Source organism: Caldovatus sediminis, from assembly GCF_014644455.1.
GTDB classification, from domain to species: domain Bacteria; phylum Pseudomonadota; class Alphaproteobacteria; order Acetobacterales; family Acetobacteraceae; genus Caldovatus; species Caldovatus sediminis.
In genome coordinates, this window is the sequence record NZ_BMKS01000012.1 from 113,134 (window position 1) to 129,815 (window position 16,682).

At 73.4% G+C, this 16,682-nt stretch carries 14 protein-coding genes; 10 read left to right on the forward strand and 4 right to left on the reverse strand.

Annotation, left to right across the window (positions count from 1 at the left end; translation table 11 throughout):
• Nucleotides 1-45 precede the first annotated feature (45 nt).
• From IEX99_RS17045 to IEX99_RS17060, 4 genes are all read right to left on the reverse strand, one after another.
• Nucleotides 46-1,287: an MFS transporter gene (locus IEX99_RS17045; protein ID WP_188902497.1), complete on the reverse strand. Its 1,242-nt coding sequence runs from the start codon at nt 1,285-1,287 to the stop codon at nt 46-48.
• A 388-nt stretch (nt 1,288-1,675) separates the two neighbouring features.
• Nucleotides 1,676-2,878 (reverse strand): CaiB/BaiF CoA transferase family protein, encoded by a 1,203-nt coding sequence (locus tag IEX99_RS17050; protein ID WP_188902499.1) that lies wholly within the window; start codon nt 2,876-2,878, stop codon nt 1,676-1,678.
• Complete coding sequence (locus IEX99_RS17055) at nt 2,875-3,720, reverse strand: GntR family transcriptional regulator (RefSeq protein WP_188902501.1); 846 nt, start codon at nt 3,718-3,720, stop codon at nt 2,875-2,877. Before IEX99_RS17055 ends, IEX99_RS17050 begins: the two co-directional genes overlap by 4 nt.
• 7 nt (nt 3,721-3,727) lie before the next feature.
• A complete protein-coding gene (locus tag IEX99_RS17060; protein ID WP_188902503.1) occupies nt 3,728-4,186 on the reverse strand; it encodes a MaoC family dehydratase in 459 nt (152 codons plus the stop codon).
• A 109-nt stretch (nt 4,187-4,295) separates the two neighbouring features.
• Here IEX99_RS17060 and IEX99_RS17065 point away from each other — a divergent pair, with 109 nt between their 5' ends.
• From IEX99_RS17065 to IEX99_RS17110, 10 genes are all read left to right on the forward strand, one after another.
• Nucleotides 4,296-5,456, forward strand: a complete 1,161-nt coding sequence (locus tag IEX99_RS17065; RefSeq protein WP_188902505.1) for an acyl-CoA dehydrogenase family protein — start codon at nt 4,296-4,298, stop codon at nt 5,454-5,456.
• 14 nt (nt 5,457-5,470) lie between these two features.
• On the forward strand, nt 5,471-6,367 hold the full coding sequence (locus IEX99_RS17070) for an HpcH/HpaI aldolase/citrate lyase family protein (protein ID WP_188902507.1): 897 nt from the start codon (nt 5,471-5,473) through the stop codon (nt 6,365-6,367).
• Between the two features lie 364 nt (nt 6,368-6,731).
• A complete protein-coding gene (locus tag IEX99_RS17075; protein ID WP_229678098.1) occupies nt 6,732-7,709 on the forward strand; it encodes an isocitrate lyase/PEP mutase family protein in 978 nt (325 codons plus the stop codon).
• A gap of 55 nt (nt 7,710-7,764) precedes the next feature.
• A complete protein-coding gene (locus IEX99_RS17080) occupies nt 7,765-8,760 on the forward strand; it encodes a tripartite tricarboxylate transporter substrate binding protein (RefSeq protein ID WP_188902509.1) in 996 nt (331 codons plus the stop codon).
• 24 nt (nt 8,761-8,784) lie between these two features.
• Nucleotides 8,785-9,231: a hypothetical protein gene (locus IEX99_RS17085; RefSeq protein ID WP_188902510.1), complete on the forward strand. Its 447-nt coding sequence runs from the start codon at nt 8,785-8,787 to the stop codon at nt 9,229-9,231.
• A gap of 8 nt (nt 9,232-9,239) precedes the next feature.
• Entirely contained in the window at nt 9,240-10,754 is a 1,515-nt protein-coding gene (locus tag IEX99_RS17090) for a tripartite tricarboxylate transporter permease (RefSeq protein WP_188902512.1), read from the forward strand.
• A gap of 471 nt (nt 10,755-11,225) precedes the next feature.
• The gene (locus tag IEX99_RS17095) at nt 11,226-13,196 is read left to right on the forward strand and encodes an oxidoreductase (protein ID WP_188902514.1); all 1,971 of its coding nucleotides are present in this window, start codon (nt 11,226-11,228) and stop codon (nt 13,194-13,196) included.
• 31 nt (nt 13,197-13,227) lie between these two features.
• The gene (locus tag IEX99_RS17100; RefSeq protein ID WP_188902516.1) at nt 13,228-14,229 is read left to right on the forward strand and encodes a tripartite tricarboxylate transporter substrate binding protein; all 1,002 of its coding nucleotides are present in this window, start codon (nt 13,228-13,230) and stop codon (nt 14,227-14,229) included.
• A 3-nt stretch (nt 14,230-14,232) separates the two neighbouring features.
• The gene (locus IEX99_RS17105) at nt 14,233-14,745 is read left to right on the forward strand and encodes a tripartite tricarboxylate transporter TctB family protein (protein ID WP_188902518.1); all 513 of its coding nucleotides are present in this window, start codon (nt 14,233-14,235) and stop codon (nt 14,743-14,745) included.
• Between the two features lie 5 nt (nt 14,746-14,750).
• Nucleotides 14,751-16,232, forward strand: coding sequence for a tripartite tricarboxylate transporter permease (locus IEX99_RS17110; RefSeq protein WP_188902520.1), 1,482 nt, complete (start codon nt 14,751-14,753; stop codon nt 16,230-16,232).
• Nucleotides 16,233-16,682 lie beyond the last annotated feature (450 nt).

Below are 16,682 nucleotides of genomic sequence, written 5' to 3' on the forward strand. Positions count from 1 at the left end.
GCTCCGGATCAGCCGCGGGCCAGGGGCGGGGGCCGAGCCGCCGCGTCAGGCCGCCGTCCTGGCGCGGCGATCCGATGCCAGGCCCTTCGGGGCGCCATCCCCGGCGTCCGGCACGCCGGCGCCCCGCATCGCCAGGGTGAACGAGGCCGGCAGGGCGAGGGCGCAGAGTGCCGCCATCACCCAGAATCCGCCGGCGCCCAGGTTCCCGTACAGCGGACCCGAGGACAGCGTCAGCAGCGCAGCGGCGAGGCCCGGGCCGAGCGAGGCGTGGACCCCGAAAGCCGTCGCCCTGAGGCGGGACGGGATCGTTTCGGCAAGCATCCGCATGGTGGCCAGGTGCAGCGCCGCGAAGGTCAGGCCGTGCAGCGCCTGGACGCCGAACTGCACCGGCAGCAGCGCCGTGTTCGCCATGACGGTCCACCGCACCACGCCCGCCGCGGCCGCCAGCGCGGCGAGGCCGACCGGGCCGAAGCGGGCGAGGAGCGGCGGCCCGATGCCGAGGAACACCACCACCTCGGAGGCCACCGCGACGGACCAGAGCATGCCGATCGCCTCGGGGGCGATGCCCGCCTCCTGCCAGCGGATCGTCGCGAAGGCGCCATAGAGGGCGTGGCTGCCCTGGATCAGCCCGGTCACGACGAGCAGCCGGAGGAACAGCGGCATCGCCAGCACCTCGCGGAGCGATCCGCGTTCGGCCTTCGCCGGGGCGGCGCTTCCCCGGGCCGGTCGGGGCGCGGCGTCGCCGCGGCCGGGCCGGGGAAGCGCCGCGACGGCCAGCGCGGCCAGCAGCAGCAGGCCGGCGTTGACCCAGATGACCGCCGCGAGGCCGGCGCCGGCGACCACCGGGCCGGCGGCGATCGCGCCGCAGACGAAGGCGGCCGAGCCGACGCCGCGGACCACCCCGTAGTCGAAGCGGCGCCGCGGTTCCTGACCGCCGCTTCCGCCCACGGCGGCGGCCGAGGCGAGGGAATCGCTCAGCGGGTTGATCGGCGCCAGCGCCACCGAGACGGCCACGCTGACGAACAGCAGCGCGACGAAGCCGTCCGCCAGCACGAAACCGCAGCCGATGAGGGCCGAGGCGAGGATCGCACCGGCGAGCACCAGGCGCGGCGCGCCGAGCCGGTCGGCGAGGGAGCCGGTGAGCGGGGCGGAGAGCAGTCGCGCCGCGGTTCCGGCGGCCAGCAGCAGTCCGATCGCCTCCGCCGACATGCCGCGTTCCGCCAGGAGGGCGGGCAGGAAGGGGCCCTCGATCCCGTATGCCGCGTAGGTCAAGGCGTAGAGCAGCATGAAGCGGGGCAGGGGGGAGCCGCCGGACGGACCCGGCGCCGTCAGGTGTCCGCCGGCCCTTGACTTGCAACCGGGCCGGTTTCCGGGCGCCGGAACTGGCGCGATGCGGCGCGCGCGTTCGATACCTTCTTTTTTTTGAAGCATCCTCTCGCGCGCTCCGCAACCAATACGAGATTTCTATGGCATGAATAGGGCGAATGAGGCAAGATTGTGGCGAAAGCGGCCGTGGCCAAGGGCGCCGGCTGATCGGCCGGTTTCGGCACGGACCGGCGTCATGCCGTGGGCTGCGCCACGCCGCGCCGGAGACGACGCGGCGTGCGCCGGCATCACGCCGCCCGCTCCGCCCGGACTCCCGATCGGCGCCGCTCCGGCGTGCTGGCGCCGCCGATCAGACGGCGCCGGCCGCGCGCAGCGCCGCCACCTGCGCCGCGTCGAGATCGAGCCAGTCGCGCAGCACCGCCTCGGTGTGCTCGCCGAGACGGGGCGGGGCCTGGGGGGCGGGCGCCGCCCCCGGCCCGAGCTTGAAGGGCAGACCGAGCAGGCGCATCGCCTGGCCGTCCTCGCGACGCGCCGTCACGGCCATGTCGTTCGCGAGCGTCTGCTCGTGCGCGAAGACGTCCTCGAGCGTGTTGATGCGGCTGACGGCGACGCCGGCGGCCTCCAGCCGGGGAATCCACTCGGCCGCCGGGGCGGAGGCGAAGGCAGCCTCGAAGATCGGCACCAGCGCGGCGCGCTCCGGCACCCGCTGCGCCGCGGTCTCGTAGCGCGGGTCGTCGCGCAGGTCGGGACGGCCGATCGCGTCGCAGAGGCGCTTCCAGGCCGCGTCATTCAGCGCGCCGGTCATGATGTAGGCGCCGTCCGCGCAGCGGAAGGCCTGGTAGGGCACGAGGTTCCACAGGCTCGAGCCCTCGCGCCGCGGCATCACCTGGCCCTCGAGCCAGCCCACCGCGTGGAAGCCGAGCAGGGAAAGCCCGGACTCCAGCAGCGAGGTCTGCACGTGCCGCCCGAACGGCCGGCCCGCCGCACGGGCGTAGAGCGCGGTCATCACGCCGCCGAAGGCGATCAGTCCGGTCGCCATGTCGATGACCGAGGCGCCGACGCGCACCGGCCCGCCGTCCGGCTCGCCGGTCACGCCCATCAGGCCGGAGAAGGCCTGCAGGATGCCGTCGTAGCCGGGCCGGTCGCGCCACGGCCCGCGCGCGCCGTAGGCCGAGACGGAGCAGAGGATCAGCCGCGGATGGCGCGCGAGCAGGCGCTCCGGCTCGACGTCGAGCTTCGCCGCGGTGCCGGGGAGGAAGTTCTGGATCAGCACGTCGGCGCGCTCGAGCAGCCGGTCGAGCAGGGCGCGGCCCTCGGGCGCGCGCAGGTTCAGCGTGATGCCGCGCTTGCCGCGGTTGACGCTGAGGAAGCTCGCGCTCTCGCGCTCCGGCCCGACCAGCGGCGCCCAGCCGCGGTTCTCGTCGCCGTCGGGCGATTCCACCTTCACCACCTCGGCGCCCATGTCGGCGAGCATCTGGCCGCAATAGGGGCCGGCCAGGACGCGGCTGAGGTCGATCACCCGGATGCCGGCGAGCGGCTTGGTGCCTGTCATCGTTGCCCCGTGTCCCTGAGCCGCCGGCGCGGGGGCGCCTCCGGCGCGCGCATCCCCGGCAGCACGACGGTGCTGGTGCGCGAGAGGTCGGGCTCGTGCTCGACGGTCTCGTAGATGAATCGGTCGCCGCGGTAAAGCGAGACGTGGCCGAACACGAACCGGCCCGTCTCGTCCACGCGCCAGCTGCGGATCCGCACCAGCGCCGCGGTGGGAGCGCAGCGCAGCAGGGTCGCGGTGGCGTGGTCGGCGTAGGCGAGGGTGATCTCGATGCGGCTCTCGCTGAGCCGCACCCGGCCGTGGTCGAGGATCAGGCGCAGCAGCTTGGTGCGCTCGTCGGCGCGCGGCGGCAGGCGCGCGTAGAGCGGCGCGGCGAGCAGCACGGCGAGCAGGGCGAAGGGCTCGTCCTCGTGCAGGTGCAGCTTGCGGACGCGGACATATTCCGGATAGCGCGGCGTCGCCACCGTTCCGAACTCGGGCGGCACCTGCTTCAGCCGGTCGCGCCCGAGGATCTGGATCGTCTGGCCGGGCGAGAGGCCGAGCCGGTCGTTGATCGCCGCGCGCAGGCCGAGATTCCCGCGCACCGGCCGTGCGCCCTCGGTGACGAAGGTGCCGCGGCCGCGGCTGGAGACGATCAGCCCGTCGGCGGCGAGCACGCCAAGCGCCTCGCGGACCGTGATGGGCGCGACCTCGTACTGCTCCGCCAGCTCCTTGATGGTCGGCAGCCGCGCCCCCGGCGCCCACTCGCCGTCGTTGATCCGGCTGCGCAGCGTGCTGGCGAGGCGGACGTAGAGCGAAATCCGGTCCAGCTCCGCCGGCGGCCGCGGCGGGGCGGCGGCGGTCATCGGCGCGTCATCCGGCCGGCGTCCTGCGCTTCATCAGCGCGTTGCGCCGGCAGATCGCGACCACCTCGCCGCGCTGGTTGACCGCGCTGTGCTCGAACTCGACGATGCCCGCGTCCTTACGCGACTTGCTCTCGCGCTTGCCGATCACGACGGTGCGGCTCTTCAGCGTATCGCCGTGGAAGACCGGCTTGGGGAAGCGCATGTCGGTCATGCCGAGGTTGGCGACGGTGGTGCCGAGCGTGGTGTCGTTCACCGTCATGCCGATCATGAGGCCCGCGGTGAACATGCTGTTGACCAGGCGCTGGCCGAACTCCGTCTGCGCCGCGAAGTGCTCGTCGAGGTGGAGCGGCTGCGGGTTCAGGGTCAGCGCGCTGAACAGCACGTTGTCCATCTCCGTGACGGTGCGCGACCAGGGGTGGTCGAACACCTGCCCGACGGTGAAGTCCTCGAAGTGCAAGCCGGCCATCTCGCTGCCCTCCCGCTGTCCACCCTCCCGCGTCTAGGCGAAAATACGCAAAGTTGCAACTTTAATTCTTTTATGCTCTAACGAGGGCTCGCAACGGAGGGACGCGCGCATGGATTTCTCCCTGACCGCGGAGCAGAAGGCGATCCGCGACAGCATCGCCCGCATCTGCGCGCAGTTCGGCGACGGCTACTGGCTCGCCCGCGACCGCGACGGCCGCTTCCCGCACGAATTCGCCAAGGCCTTCGCCGACGCCGGCTGGTTCGGCGCCACCTTCCCCGAGGAGGTCGGCGGCGCCGGCCTCGGCATCACCGAGGCCGTGATCATCATGCGCGAGGTCGGGCGGCTCGGCTTCGGCGCCTGCTCCTCGCTGCACATGAACATGTTCGGCGTCCAGCCGATCGTGAAGTTCGGTTCGCCCGAGCAGAAGCGCCGCTTCCTGCCGCCGATCATCGCCGGCACCGACCGCGCCTGCTTCGGCGTCACCGAGCCCGACGCCGGCCTCAACACCACCGCCATCCGCACCTTCGCGCGCCGCCAGGGCGACCGCTACGTGGTGCACGGGCGCAAGATCTGGACCTCCACCGCGCAGGTGGCGAACAAGATCCTGCTGCTGACGCGGACCCAGACGCTGGAGGACAGCCCGAAGCCGACGCTGGGCATGACGCTGTTCTATGCCGACCTCGACCGCAGCAAGGTGGACGTGCGACGCATCGAGAAAATGGGTCGCAACGCGGTGGACTCGAACGAGCTGGCGATTGATGGCCTGGAGGTTCCCGTCGAGGACCGCATCGGCGAGGAAGGCCAGGGCTTCCGCTACCTGCTGAGCGGCCTGAACAGCGAGCGCCTGATCGTCGCCGCCGGCTTCCTCGGCGCCGCCTCCTACGTCCTGGAGAAGGCGGCCAACTACGCCAAGGAGCGCGTGGTGTTCGGCCGCCCGATCGGCCAGAACCAGGCGATCCAGCATCCGCTCGCCGAGATCTGGATCAACATCGCCGCGGCCGAGCTGATGCTGTTCAAGGGCGCCGCGCTCTACGATTCCGGGCAGGATTGCGGCGCCGAGGTGAACGCCGCGAAGTACCTGGCGGCCGAGGTGTTCTTCAAGGCCGCGACGCGCGCCGTGCGGACCCACGGCGGCATGGGCTACGCGAAGGAGTTCCACGTCGAGCGCTACTTCCGCGAGGCTCCGCTGTCGCTCTTCGCCCCCGTGAGCCAGGAGCTGATCCTCTGCTACATCGCCGAGCGCGCCCTCGGCCTGCCGAAGTCCTACTGACGGGCGGCGCCGACATGTGGCCGATCCGTTCCCTCCTCTTCGTGCCCGCCCACCGCCGCGACTGGGTGGGCAAGGCGATCCGCCACGCGCCGGGCGCGGTCGTGCTCGACATCGAGGACTCCGTGCCGGTCGAGGAGCGGCCGCGCGCGCGCGGCCTGCTCGCCGAGGAGATCGCCGAGCTGCGCGCGGCCGGCGTCGGCGCCGTGGTCCGCCTCAACCCGTTCTCCGAGGAGACCGAGGCGGAGATCGCCGCGGCGGCCGCCGAGGGCCTCACCGCCGTGATGCTGCCCAAGGCGAGCGCGGCGGACGAGGTGCGGGCCGTGCACGACCTGCTGAGCTACCACGAGGGGCGCGCCGGCCTGCCGCGCGGCGCGGTCGCGATCCTGCCGCTGCCGGAGACGGCGCGGGGCCTGCGCGACGCGCACGCCCTGGCGAAGGCGAGCCCCCGCGTGAAGGGCATCGTCGGCGTGGTGAGCGGCCCGGTGACCGCCGACGTCGCGCGCGCCTTCGGCTTCCGCGCGAGCCTCGCCGGCACCGAGCAGCTCTACATGAACTCCAAGCTCGTGCTCGACAGCCGCGCCGCCGGCGCGCCGTACCCGATCGCCGGCGTGTTCGGCGTGCCGATCGGCGACCTGGTCGCGACGGAGGCGCTGATCCGCCGCGCGCGCGACCTCGGCTACAGCGGCGTCTGCGTCATGCACCCGTCGCATGTCGCGCTCGCCAACGCCGCCTTCCGGCCGACGCCGGAGGAGGTCGCCTACTTCGCCGGCATGCTCGCGGCCTTCGAGGAGGCCGAGCGCCGCGGCCTCGGCGCCGTGACCTACCAGGGCGCGATGGTGGACTACGCGATGCTGCCCCTCGCGCGCGAGGTGGTCGAGGAGGCGCGGCGCCTCGGCATGGTGGGCGGTTGAGTGACCCGCGCCGGACCGGCGAGCCTTGCCGGAACCGGCGGCCGCCCGCTGTCCGGGGCGGATTGCGCGTCGCGATCGGACGCAGCGCCGGGCGGTCGTGCCAGGCGGGCGCGCTGTCGCCGCGGGCGGGATCGTCGGAAGCGCCGGAATCTTGACATGATCCGGGGCGGCCTTGACAGTCGGCAGCGACAGCCGCGTCGGGCGACCGCAGGAGGGAAACCATGGCGCAGCCGCAGGCGGAGGCAGTGACCGCGCGTCTTCCGACGCCGGCGCGCCGGACTGCGCCCCCGCGCTCGGTGCGGATGCCGCCCGCTGCCGGCCGTGCGTGCCGCGCGGCTCCCGGAGCCACTGCAGCAGCGGAGGGATGAGCCCGATGCGCCTCGGCCAGGCAGAAGCGACGCGCCCCACCACGCGCCTGCGCATGCTCCTCGCGGGGAAGCGGCCCCTTGTCGTGCCCGGCTGCTACAATGCGCTCTCGGCGCGGATCCTCGAGCATGTCGGCTTCGAGGCGGTTTACATGTCGGGCTACGGGACGTCGCTCTCGCTCCTCGGGCTCCCCGACGCGGGGTTCGCGACCCTCACCGAGATGGCGATGAACGCGCGCCTGATCGCGGGCGCGGTGCGGGCGCCGGTGATCGCCGACGCCGACAACGGCTACGGCAACGCCATCAACGTGGTCCGCACCGTGGAGGAGTTCGTGCGGGCGGGCGTCGCGGGGATCCACCTCGAGGACCAGGTGGCGCCCAAGCGCTGCGGCCATGTCGCGGGACGGGAGGTGGTCAGCCGGCGCGAGGCGGTGCTCAAGATCCGCGCCGCCGTCGCCGCGCGGGACGCGCTGGACCGCGATTTCGTCATCGTCTCCCGCACCGATGCGCGGGGCGCGCATGGCGGCTCTCTGGACGAGGCCATCTGGAGGGCGAACGCGGCGCTCGACGCCGGGGCCGACCTCGCCTTCGTGGAAGGCCCCGTGGACCGGGCCGAGGTCGAGCGCATCTGCCGGGAGGTCCGGGGCCCCGTCTTCTACAACATGACCGGCATCTCCCCGCGGCTCTCGGAAGCGGAGATGGCCGGGCTCGGCGTCGCGGTCTGCATCCTGCCGGGCCAGGCGATGCGGGCGACGATGATGGCCGTCCACGACTTCGCCCGAGCGGTCCGGGAGCGTGGCACCATGGCCGAGCTCGAGCTCGACGCCGCCTTCAAGGCGCACCCGCTGGGCGACATGCACGGCTTCGCCGGCTTCGATCGCGTGCGCGAGCTGGAGGCCGCCTTCCTGCCGCCGGAGGCCCAGGAGAAGTACGCAGACACGCTCGGCCACATGCCGAGATCATCCGCCGGGCGCTGAGGTCGCGACGCCCCGGCGGCGTCGGCGCCCCGAAGACATGGGAGGACCGGACATCATGAAGCGTCGTCAGCTCCTCGCGACGGCCACGGCGGCGGCAGGATCGCTGGCGGTCGGCACCGCCGCTGCCGAGAGCTGGCCCGGCCCGCGCGACCGCATCCAGCTCGTCGTGCCGTTCAATCCCGGCGGCTCGGCCGACCGCATGGCGCGCAGCATCGCCCAGTTCCTGCCGGAGGAGCTGGGCGGCACGCCGGTCTCCGTGGTGAACCGGCCGGGCGCATCGGGCGCGACGGGTGCGGCCTGGTTCACGCGGCTGCGCGACGACGGCTCCAACTTCCTGGTGATGCAGGCGATCCCGTTCCTCGCGAACGCGATCCTGCAGCTGAACGCCCCGATCAAGTGGGAGGACTTCCAGGTCCTCAACGTCCAGTGGGTCGACTACGCCATCGTCGCCGTGCCCAAGGACAGCCCCTACCGCTCGCTCCGGGATCTGGTCGAGGCGATCCGGGCGCGTCCCGGCACGGTCTCGACCGCCGTCATGCGGGGCAGCGGCGCCTACATCCAGCACATGATCCTGCTCGACAAGCTGGGCCTGCCGCGCGACGCCATCCGCTACGTGACGTACGACGGCGGAGGCCCGGTGCGCACGGCCGTCGCCGGCGGCCATGTGGACATGACGATCGTCGCGGCCCAGGGCTCGCGCGGCATCAGCGACCGGATCCGGGCGCTCGCGGTGGTCGACGACACCCCCGCGCCGGAGTGGGAGGCGCCGATGGTGAACGACGCCTTGCGCGAGCACTTCGGCTTCACCATGCCCCTGGTCAGCAACTACACGGTCTCGCTGATCGCCCACCGCACCTTCGGCGAGAAGCATCCGGATCGTCTCGCCCGCTTCCTCGAAGCCTACCGCCGCATGCTCGACCGGCCGGACTACCGCGAGTTCGCCGAGAAGGGCGGCTTCGACGCCACCTGGAGGGGCCCCGAGCGGAGCGCGGAGATGGTCAACGCCGCCTTCGAGACGCTGCGCGCCTACGAGGCCGGCGGGCGCAGCTAGGCGCGCCGCGCGGCCGGGGGGCGCATGAACGCGAGGTCCAGGATCAGCGAGGGCGCGCTCCTGCTCCTGATCGCGCTCTTCGCGGCGTGGCTGGCGTTCGACGCGGCGGCGCGGTCGCGGGCGCTCGAGAACCTCGTGCTCATCGTCCCGGGGGCGATCCTCACCGTCGCGGTCGCCGCCGGGCTGATCGCGGCGACGCTCATGCGCCCGCCCGCCGCGGGCGCGGCCGCGCCGCCTGCAGGATCCGGACGCCAGGTGGCCGGCCTCCTCGCCCTCCTGGTCCTCCTGCTCCTCGGGCTCGAGACGGTCGGCTTCGACCTGGCGAGCTTCCTCTTCCTGCTCGGCGCGGCCCGGCTGCTCGGCGAGCAGCGCCCGCTGCCCCTCCTGATCTTCGCCGCGGGCCTGACGGCCGCGGTCGTGACGTCGCTGCGGTTCTTGCTGCCCTTCCCGATGCCGACCCTCGTCCTCTAGGGGCCGCGATGCTCGACCTGATCGCCCTGGGCGCGGCCGCAGACCTCCTGGCGTCGTCCTGGAGCCCCTGGCTCGTGGTTCCGCCGGGGCTGCTGATCGGCCTGATCTTCGGCGCGATCCCGGGACTTTCGGTGCCGATCGCGATGGCGGTCCTCCTCCCGGTGACCCTGTACCTGGACTTCCTGTCCGCCATCCTGCTGCTGACCTCCGTCTTCACCGGCGGCGGCTTCGGGGCCGCCATACCGGCGATCCTGATGAACGTGCCCGGCAGTTCCTCCGCGGTCGCCACCACCTTCGACGGCTACCCCCTGGCGCGGCAGGGGCGGCACAGTTACGCGCTGGGCCTTGCCCTCGCCGCCTCCTGCGTCGGCAGCGCGGCCGGCTACCTGCTCCTGCTCCTGGTCGTCGGCTGGATCGCGGACGCGGTGCTGCAGCTCGGCCCGCTCGAGATGTTCGCGATCGCGGTCTGGGGGCTCACCCTGATCGCGGTGCTGAACGAGAGCTCGGTCGCCAAGGGCCTTCTGGCCGGCCTTCTCGGCGTGATGATCGGCATGATCGGCATGAGCGCGCAGGGCGACATGCGGGGCACCTTCGACACGCTGGCGCTGGTGGACGGCGTGCCGAAGATCCCGGCCCTGATCGGGCTGTTCGCCGCCTCCGAGATGTTCCGGCTGATGCGCAGCGAGTACATCGTCGCCGATGCCTCCCGCCGGAAGCCCGAGTTCGGGCAGATCCTCGCCGGCGCGCGCGATGCCTTCCGCTATCCCGCCGTGCTGGTGCGCGGCTCCCTGATCGGCATCGGCGTGGGCGCGATCCCCGGCGTCGGCGCCGCCGTCGCCAACCTGCTCTCCTACGCCGAGACCAAGCGCCGCGCGGCCGACCGGGCGAGCTTCGGCAAGGGCAATCCGCGCGGCGTCGCCGCCTCGGAGGCAGCCAACAGCAGCTCGGAAGGCGGCTCGGTCGCTACGCTGCTCGCGCTCGGCATCCCGGGGGGCAGCGCGACGGCGGTGATGCTCGGCGCCTTCGCGATGCACAACGTCACCGGCGGGCCGCGCTTCATCGCCGACAACATGGACCTCGTCTACGCCATCATCCTGGGGAACCTGGTCCAGGTGGTCCTGCTCGCCGCCATCGGGCTCGGCTTCCTCTTCGTGGCCGCGGGGCTGGTGCGCGTGCCGGTCCGCTTCCTGGTGCCGGGCGTCCTGTTCGTCGCGCTCCTCGGCTGCTTCTCCATCACCGGCGACATGACGGGGCCGATCACCATGGTCGCCTGCGCCGCACTGGGCTTCTGGCTGCGCGAGCACGACTTTCCCGTGGCCGCGGTGGTCATCGGCCTGCTGCTCGGCCCGACGGTGGAGGCGGAACTGCTGCGCTCCATACAGCTCTCGGGCGGCGACCCCGCCTTCGTGCTGACCCGTCCGATCGCGGTGGTCATCCTGCTGCTGCTTGCCGTGTCCTTCCTCTATCCGCTGCTCAGGCGGCGCTCCCGGCTCCGGGCCCCGGCCGCCGACATCGCCGGCTGACCGGGCGAGGGGAACGGCATTCCCGGTCGTCCGAGACGGCAGGCGCTTCGCCGCCTGCCGTCGGGGTGTCGTCCGCTCTGCGACAGGGACGTTATGCGCCGTGCGATACGGTGCCTGAGCCGCATCGAGGGCAGCCGGAGCCTGGACGCCGAGGAGGAGGTCCGACTGGCGGCGGCGATGCGCGCGCCTGGCATGACGGTGGCGGCAGCCTCGCGCCTCCCCCCGTCAGGCGGCCCGGCCCCCATTCGCGGTCTTGTCCCTGGCGCCGCGCCGGCCGGCGGGACGGCGTCGAGGCCGATGCGGCAACGATCGAAATGTGCCGCCGATCACCCGGCCGGCGCCGATCGTGCCTTCCGATCCTCGGATCCGGCGCTTCCCTGGAGGCCCGCGTGCACCTATCCTGCCGTGGCGGCACTTCGCGGGCCGTGCGCGACGGCATCGCCGCGCCACAGGGGGAAGGGTCCGCACGGCATGGCAGAGGACCGCACGGGCGGCAGCTATCCCGGCCTCTTCTCCCCGGTCGCGGTCGGGCCCCGCACGCTGCGCAACCGCATCGCCCTGGCCGCGACCCTCACCAACTACGGCGCCGGCAACCGCGTGACCGAGCGCTGGATCGGCTTCCTCGCCGAGCGCGCGAAGGGCGGCGCGGCGCTGATCATCAGCGAGGTGATCGCGGTGGACCGCGACGCCATCGCCCATCCCGCCATCGTCACCGGCTTCGAGGCCGCGAACGAGGAAGGCTTCCGCCGCGCCGCGGAGGCGGTGGAGGGCGCCGGCGCCTGCCTCCTCGGCCAGCTCTGGCACCCCGGCCGGCAGCAGCTCTGGGCGCCGGTCCGCTCGCCCAAGGGCGTCTCGCCGGAGCCCGATCCGTATAGCTGGACCGTGCCGCACGTCATGGACACGGCCGAGGTCCGCCGCGTCGTCGCCGCCTATGTCGCGGCCGCCGAACGCCTGCACCGCTGCGGCTTCGGCGGCGTCGAGCTGCACGGCGCCCACGGCTACCTCATCGGCCAGTTCCTCTCCCCCTCGTCCAACACGCGCGAGGACGAATACGGCGGCGACCTCGAGGGCCGGATCCGCTTCGTCGTCGAGATCGCGGAGGGCGTGCGCCAGCGCTGCGGCCCCGGCTTCGTCGTCGGCCTGAAGATGCCGGGCGACGAGGGCGTGCCGGGCGGCATCGGCCCGGAGGAGGCCGCGCGCATCACCGCCGCGCTCCGCGCCCGCGACCTCCTCGACTACTACGCCTACAGCCAGGGCAATTTCAGCCTGAGCCTGGAGAACCACGTGCCGGACATGCACTTCCGGCGCGCGCCGTTCCTCGACATCCACCGCCGCCTCCGCCCCGCCGCCGGCGGACGCCCGGTGATGGCCCTCGGCCGCATCGCCACCCCCGAGGAGGCGGAGCGGGCGCTGCGCGAGGGCGCGGGCGACCTGATCGGCCTCTCCCGCGCCCTGATCGCCGACGCCGACTGGCCGGAGAAGGCGCGCACCGGCCGCGCCGCGGCGATCCGCCCCGCCACCTACGACAACGTCGCCTGGGGCGAGGTCCACGCCGGCAAGCCGCTGGAGGAGATCCACAACCCCCAGCTCGGCCGCCGCGGCGAATCCGGCTGGCGCCCCCCGCGCGCCGCGCGCCCGCGCCGCGTCGCGGTGGTGGGCGCCGGCCCCGCCGGCCTGCAGGCCGCCTGGATCGCGGCGGCGCGCGGCCACGCGGTGACGCTGTTCGGCGCCGGCCCCTCCCCGGGCGGCAAGCTGCGCGTCGAGGCGGGGCTGCCCGGGCGCGCCGAATACGCGCGTCTCATCGCCTGGCTCGGCGACCGGCTGCGCGCGGAGGGCGTGGCGCTGCGCCTCGGCCGCCGCGCCGACGCGGCGATGCTGCGCGACGCCGGCGCCGAGGCCGTGGTGCTCGCCACCGGCGCCGCCCCGCGCCGGCCGCCGGGCTTCGCGGGGGAGGGGCAGGCGGCGCGCGACTGGGCCGCGGCGCTGCCGGCGGTGCCCGCCGCGAGGCACCCCGGCGCCGCCGTGCTCTTCGACATGGACCAGACCGCCGCCACCTACGCCGTCGCGGACGCCCTGGCCGAGCGCTACGCGCGCGTCGTGCTGCTGACCCCGCGCACCCAGCTCGCCCGCGGCGTGAACCACTGCAGCGCCATCGGCGTCCACCGCCGCCTGCACACGCGGGGCGTGGAGATCGTTCACGCCGCGCAGCCCGTGCGCCGCGAGGGCGGGCGCCTGACCTGGCGCAACGTCTTCACGGGCCGCGAGGCCGCGACCGACGACGTCGCCCTCTTCCTCTGGTCCACGCCGCGGGTGGCCGAGGACTCGCTCGCCGCGCCGCTCCGCGCGGCGGGGCTGGAGGTGCGGCTCGCCGGCGACTGCCTCGCGCCGCGCGACCTGCTCTGCGCGATCCACGAAGGCGAGGCCGCGGCCCTGGCGCTGTGACCCGCCACGCGACGATAGGGAGGAACTAGGCATGACCCACAGGATCACCCGCCGCGCGGCGCTGGCCGGCGGCCTCGCCGGACTCGCCGCCCCCGGCCTCGCGCAGGCGCAGGAGCGTCCGCCGAACTTCCCCGTCCGCCCCATCGAGATGATCGTCCCCTACCCCGCGGGCGGCGGCGTGGACATCACCGCCCGCACCCTGGCGCAGGAGGCGGGCCGCGTGCTCGGCCACGAATTCCGCGTCCAGAACCGCGTCGGCGGCGCCGGCCTCGTCGGCCACACCTACATGGCGAAGAGCGCGCCGGCCGACGGCCATTCCGTCGGCGTCACCGCGAATCCGTTCTTCTTCCTCGACTTCCTGACCCGGGAGGGGCAGTTCTCGGCCGAGGACGTGAAGCCCGTCGTCGGCATCAACTTCTCGCCCATCCTCTGGGTGTCGCGCACCGCCTCCCCGCTCGGGCGGCTCGACTTCGACGGCGTGATCGAGGAGGCGCGCCGCCGCCCGGGCGAGCTGAAGGTCGGGATCACCCCCAACAACGCCTTCCAGTTCGTGACCGAGATCGTCGAGCGCCAGAAGGGCGTGCGCATGACGCACGTGCCCTTCCAGGGCGGCCGCCCCGGCGTCACCGCCCTCCTCGGCGGCAACATCGACCTGACCAACTGCTTCTACGAGGAGGTGGAGCCGCAGCTCCGCGCCGGGGAGCTGAAGGCCCTCGCCGTCTCCGACGACCGCCGCTTCGAGCCGCTGCCCGACGTGCCGAGCATGGTGGAGCGCGGCGTGCGCATGCCGGGGGGCGTCTGGGGCGCCAACCGCTTCGCCATCGTCCCGCGCGCCACGCCGGAACCGATCCGGCGCTACCTCGAGGCCGGCCTGCTCCGCACCCTGCGCGATCCCCAGTCGGTGGAGGCCTTCACCAAGGTCGGCATCCTGCTGCGCCCGGCCGACGCGGCGGAGACGGAGCGCGTCTTCGGCTCCACCAGGGAGACGCTGATCGCCTTCCTCACCGAGACCGGCCGCCCGGTCCGGCGCTAGCCCGTGGGCGCAGGCGGCGGCGTGGCGCGGCTCGCCATCCTTCTCCTGCTCGCGGGGGTGGTGGGCGCGCTCGGCTGGCTGTCCCTCGGCATCGCGGGAGGCGCCGGGCTCTACCCGCGGATCGTGATCGGGGCGGCGCTGATCCTGCTCGCGGCGACGGCGGTCGCGGAACTCCGTCGCCGCCCCGCGCTCGGCGAGGCCGATCCCGAGCTGGCCGCGCTCGTCTCCGCCTCGGGCGGCGGCGCGGGGCGGACGATCGGCTTCCTCGCGGTCTGGCTCGCCCATCCGCTGGCGATGCCGGTGGCGGGCTTCCTCCTCGCCACGACGGCGGCGCTGGCCGCCTCGCTGCTGCTGCTCGGCGCCCGGCGCCGGTGGCTGGCCGTGCTCGGCGCCTGCGTCTTCACCCTGCTGCTCTCGCTGGCCATGCGCCTCGTCATCTACGTCCCCGTGCCGGCGGTCGGCCTGGACGAGGCCTTGGACCGCCTGCTCTTCGCCCTCCGGGCGGGCCGGGGCTGAGGGCGATGCTGGACGGCGTCCTCGCCGCCCTCGCGCCCGCGGCGCTCGCCTTCGGCGTCGTCGGCGTGGTGGTGGGCATCGTCTTCGGCGCCATCCCCGGGCTGACGGCGACGCTCGCCATCGCCCTCTTCGTCCCGGTGACCTTCGCGATGGAGCCCGCGAACGGGCTGATCATGCTGGGCGGCATCTATGCCGGCGCGATCTTCGGCGGCAGCATCTCCGCCGTCCTCATCAACGTGCCGGGCACGCCCGCCTCGATCATCACGGGCTGGGAGGGCCACGCCATGGCGCGCCAGGGCCAGGCGCCCTACGCGCTCGGCCTCGCGGCGGTGAGTTCGGGCGTGGGCGGGCTGGTCTCGGCGCTGGTGATGCTGTTCCTCGCCCCGGTGGTCGCGCGCCTCGCCCTCACCTTCGGCCCGGCGGAGTTCGTCGCGCTGCTCGTCTTCAGCCTGGTGGTCGTGGTGGTGATGCTGGAGACGCCGCTGGCGCGCAACCTCGCGGGCTGCGCCATCGGCCTCGCCCTCGGCACCATCGGGCTCGACCCGGTGAACGGCGTGCCGCGCTTCACCTTCGGCGTGGCCGACCTCGCTTCCGGCCTCAACCTGGTGGCCGTCCTGATCGGCTTCTTCTGCATGACCCAGGCGCTGGTGCTGGCGCGCGAGGCCGCGCAGGGCGCGCGGCGGGTCGAGCTCGCCTTCGGCGGCGTGCGGGGCGCCTGGCGCGTGCTGGCGACCGTCGTCAGCCACTTCCGGACCTATCTTCGCGCCTGCTCGGTCGGCCTCTTCCTCGGCGTCATGCCGGCGATCGGGCCCGAATCCACCCCCTTCGTGGCGCATGCCGTCGAGAAGCGCTTCTCGCGCGAGCCGGAGCGGTTCGGCCGCGGCTCGCCGGCCGGGCTGCTGGCGGCGGAGGCCTCGGTCAGCGCCAATGTCGGGGGTTCGCTGATCCCGCTGCTCTCGCTCGGCATTCCGGGCAGCGGGGCGGCGGCGATGTTCATCGGCGCGCTGACGCTGCACGGGCTGCGCCCGGGGCCGCTGCTGTTCACGGAACGCGGCGACGTGGTCTATGCCTTCCTCGGCGGCTTCGTCGTGGCGAACCTTGCGATGATGCTGATCGGCCTCTTCGCCATTCGCTACTTCGCCGTCGCGCTGCTGGTGCCGAAGGGGGTGATCGCGAGCTTCGTCGCCCTGTTCTCGCTCTTCGGCGCCTATGCCGTGAACAACTCCCTCTTCGACGTCGGCGTGATGTTCGCGGCGGCGGCGCTGGCGCTGGCGCTGCGCGCCGTGTCCATCCCGATCCTGCCGGTGGTGCTGGCGTTGATCCTCGGCGGCCTGCTCGAGGAGAACCTGGTCGTCTTCGCCATCACGGTGCCGACCCTGGAGGCGCTGCTGGCGCGGCCCATCGCTGTGGCGCTGTTCGCCGTGACGGCGCTGATCCTGGCCTTGACCGTCTGGCGCCGCGTCCCGGGACACCCCCGCTTCGGCTGAAGCGCGAAGCCGCGTCGCGTCGTGTGACCGCGAAGGGAAGCGCACTTGACGGGCAAGGTTCCTTCTGCGGCCCGGCAGGATGGACATATCCCCCCGGTGACGGCCGCCCACCGTGATTGGATTGAACCTGCCTTGTGATCCTGCGGGCGTTCTTTGAAGCGCCGCTCATACGCCCGGCGTTATAGGCAGACCTGTGCCATGGTCGCGAGGCGATGGCGGTGATGAGGGTGGGCTGGCTGGCGAGGGGGTTCCAGGCGTCGGCGCCGGCATCGAGGATGGCATCGCGGGTGGCGTGGCCGCGGCTGGTGGGCTCGTTCGCCTTAAGCGGGCCCGGATGGTCGTGACGGGGTTCCGTTCCGGCTGTTATCACGGCACCGTGATTTAATGGAGCGATTCCAGCAGACGTTTCCCGCGCTGGTGCTTGGCAAGGATGGTGTCGGCGGGCGCGGT